The organism is Vibrio fujianensis (assembly GCF_002749895.1).
GTDB lineage: Bacteria > Pseudomonadota > Gammaproteobacteria > Enterobacterales > Vibrionaceae > Vibrio > Vibrio fujianensis.
Genome location: NZ_NBUS01000054.1, coordinates 717,103 through 717,367, shown reverse-complemented (window position 1 = coordinate 717,367; position 265 = coordinate 717,103). Strand labels below are relative to the sequence as shown.

The following is a 265-nucleotide window of genomic DNA, read 5'->3' as shown; positions in this document are numbered from 1 at the left end:
TGGAACGTCTTTGATTTATGGCGGCTCTGTTGGCTTAGTGGCTGCGCTTATCACCGTGATTAAGCAAAGCTTACCGATGAGTGACGTGCTGAGTACCATGTGGATTGGGGCTCGTTCCATGTTCGGTGCCATCTTGATTTTGATTTTTGCTTGGACAATTGGTTCAGTGATTGGCGACATGAAAACCGGGGCGTATTTATCTTCTTTGGTGCAAGGGAATATTAACCCACAATGGTTACCGGTGATTTTATTCCTTTTGTCAGGG

At 45.7% G+C, this 265-nt stretch carries 1 protein-coding gene; it reads left to right on the top strand.

Annotation, left to right across the window (positions count from 1 at the left end):
- Nucleotides 1-265: Na+/H+ antiporter NhaC family protein (locus B7C60_RS19835; protein ID WP_245869619.1), on the top strand; the 265-nt coding region annotated here is incomplete at both ends.